This is a genomic window from Pseudomonas sp. (genome assembly GCF_035277045.1).
Taxonomy (GTDB): Bacteria; Pseudomonadota; Gammaproteobacteria; order Pseudomonadales; family Pseudomonadaceae; genus Aquipseudomonas.
On record NZ_DATELE010000010.1, the window covers coordinates 1 to 2,743 of the forward strand.

General features: G+C 64.0%; 3 protein-coding genes. 2 read left to right on the forward strand and 1 reads right to left on the reverse strand.

All coding sequences use genetic code 11. The features are described from left to right. The first annotated feature begins 216 nt into the window (after nucleotides 1-216). Nucleotides 217-1,104: a protease HtpX gene (gene htpX / locus VJS90_RS00360; RefSeq protein WP_324118008.1), complete on the forward strand. Its 888-nt coding sequence runs from the start codon at nucleotides 217-219 to the stop codon at nucleotides 1,102-1,104. Between the two features lie 79 nt (nucleotides 1,105-1,183). Here htpX and VJS90_RS00365 read toward each other — a convergent pair whose 3' ends face one another. Beyond that, a complete protein-coding gene (locus tag VJS90_RS00365; RefSeq protein WP_324118010.1) occupies nucleotides 1,184-1,834 on the reverse strand; it encodes a thiopurine S-methyltransferase in 651 nt (216 codons plus the stop codon). Nucleotides 1,835-1,937: 103 nt separating this feature from the next. Here VJS90_RS00365 and VJS90_RS00370 point away from each other — a divergent pair, with 103 nt between their 5' ends. Next, the gene (locus tag VJS90_RS00370; RefSeq protein WP_324118012.1) at nucleotides 1,938-2,723 is read left to right on the forward strand and encodes a class III extradiol ring-cleavage dioxygenase; all 786 of its coding nucleotides are present in this window, start codon (nucleotides 1,938-1,940) and stop codon (nucleotides 2,721-2,723) included. The last annotated feature ends 20 nt before the right edge of the window (nucleotides 2,724-2,743 follow it).

Below are 2,743 nucleotides of genomic sequence, written 5' to 3' on the forward strand. Positions count from 1 at the left end.
TACCTGTGGGAGCTGGCTTGCCAGCGAATGGGCGCAACGCGGTAACCCGGTACACCTTCTTACATCCTGCAATGCTCTATCCTACGGCCCCCTGCAAATCCTCTGTCATACTCGCCGATACACAGTTTGAAATAGTCGGCCGGTTGAATCGCCGGCACGCCCGCCTTATATACCCCGCAGTACGCAACAATCATCCGTCAGGAGAACGTAACAACCATGATGCGCATCTTACTGTTCGTGGCCACCAACCTCGCGGTTGTGCTGATTGCCAGCATTACCCTGAGCCTGTTTGGCTTCAACGGGTTCATGGCGGCCAACGGGGTCGACCTCGACCTCGGCCAGCTGCTGGTCTTCTGCGCTGTGTTCGGTTTTGCAGGCTCGCTGATCTCGCTGTTCATCTCCAAGTGGATGGCGAAGATGAGCACCGGCACCCAGGTCATCACCCAGCCCCGCACCCGCCACGAGCAGTGGCTGCTGCAGACCGTCGAGGAGCTGTCCCGCGAAGCCGGCATCAAGATGCCCGAGGTGGGTATCTTCCCGGCCTACGAGGCCAACGCCTTCGCCACCGGCTGGAACCGGAACGACGCGCTGGTCGCGGTCAGCCAGGGCCTGCTCGAGCGCTTCTCGCCCGATGAAGTGCGCGCGGTGCTGGCCCACGAGATCGGCCATGTGGCCAATGGCGACATGGTCACCCTGGCCCTGGTGCAGGGCGTGGTGAACACCTTCGTGATGTTCTTCGCGCGGATCATCGGCAACTTCGTCGACAAGGTCATCTTCAAGAACGAAGAAGGCCGTGGCATCGCCTTCTTCGTCGCCACCATCGTCGCCGAGCTGGTGCTGGGCATCCTGGCCAGCATGATCGTCATGTGGTTCTCGCGCCGCCGCGAATACCGCGCCGACGAAGCCGGTGCCCGCCTGGCCGGCACCAACGCGATGGTCGGCGCCCTGCAGCGCCTGCGTTCCGAGCAAGGCCTGCCGGTGCACATGCCCGATACGATGAAGGCCTTCGGCATCAATGGCGGCCTCAAGCACGGCCTGGCCGGTCTGCTGATGAGCCACCCGCCGCTCGAGGACCGCATCGACGCCCTGCGCCGCCGCGGCTGACAGCACGCTTCACAGCATTGAAAAAGGGCGACTTCGGTCGCCCTTTTTCATGCCTGCGGGTCTGCGCGACCGACTGCGATCAACGCTGGATGCGGTACACCCGCTCATACAATGCCGGCACCCCGGCCTGAACGAACTTCGGGCTGTCGGCAAGCACGTCGCAGGCCTGCACCTGCCCTACCCGCCAGCCACCGAACAGACGCTGCACTTCCTCATCGGTGACGGCGAACGGTGGCCCGTCCAGATGCGCCTGGTCGTAGTCCAGGGTCACCAGGAGGATGTCGCTGGCCGTTGGCAGCACTTGGGACAAGTGGTGCACGTAGCGCTCGCGCATGTCTGGGGGCAACGCGATCAGTGCCGCCCGGTCGTAGACCGCGACGCAATCGGCCACATCCTCGGCGCGCAAGTCAAAGAAATCCCCCTGCCACAGCTCGATCTCGGCGGTGCGCCAGCGGGTGAAGCCATCCTGCTCGAGCACATCGGCCTCCAGGCCCTGCTCGTGGAAAAAGTCCAGCACGGCCTTTTCGGAGATTTCCACGCCCAGCACCCGGTACCCCTGCGCCGCCAGCCACAGCATGTCCAGGCTTTTGCCGCACAACGGCACCAGCACCCGGCTGCCCGGGGCAAGTCCGAGCGAGGGCCAGTGATTGTGCAGATAGGTGTTCACCTGAGGTTGATGAAAACCGATCTGGTTGTCTTCCCACCGCTTGTTCCAGAACGCTGGCTCCATGGATTGCTCCTGAATATTCGATTGAAAGGCTGCAAAACTTATATTGGATATCGATGGTGCATCTGCTTGAAGATGCATTCATCTTAACCCTCAGGACACAACCATGCTGCCCAGCCTGTTCATTTCCCATGGCTCACCCATGCTCGCCCTGCAACCCGGTGCCAGCGGACCGGCTCTGGCGGCCCTGGCGGCGGCATTGCCCGTGCCCAAGGCGATCGTGGTGGTATCGGCGCACTGGGAGAGCCGTGAGCTGCTGGTGACCGGCCACCCCCAGCCTGAAACCTGGCACGACTTCGGAGGGTTCCCCCCCGCGCTGTATGCCGTCCAGTACCCCGCCCCCGGCGAGCCCGGGTTGGCGACGCGGGTGAGTCGGCTGCTCACGGCCAGTGGCCTGCCAGCACGGCTTGATCCGCAGCGTCCGTTCGATCATGGCAGTTGGGTGCCCTTGTCCCTGATGTATCCGCGAGCGGATATCCCGGTGATCCAGGTCTCGCTGCCCAGCCAGTCGGGGCCGGCGCTGCAGGTGCGGGTGGGCGAGGCGTTGGCGGAGCTGCGCGGGGAAGGCATCCTGCTGGTCGGTTCCGGAAGCATCACCCACAACCTGGGTGAGCTGGACTGGCACGCGGGGCCGGAGACGATCGAGCCCTGGGCCCTGGCGTTTCGCGACTGGGTGGTTGAGCGGCTGGAGGCGGGTGATACCGCCGCCCTGCTCGACTACCGCCGGCAGGCACCCTTCGCGGCGCGCAACCACCCGAGCGATGAGCACCTGCTGCCGCTGTTTTTCGCGATGGGCGCGGGGGAAAGGTTCGGCATCGTCCACCAAGGCTTCACCCTCGGCGCCCTGGGCATGGACATCTACCGCTTCGACCAGACACCACAACATTCATGATCGCGCAGGCAAAAAAAATC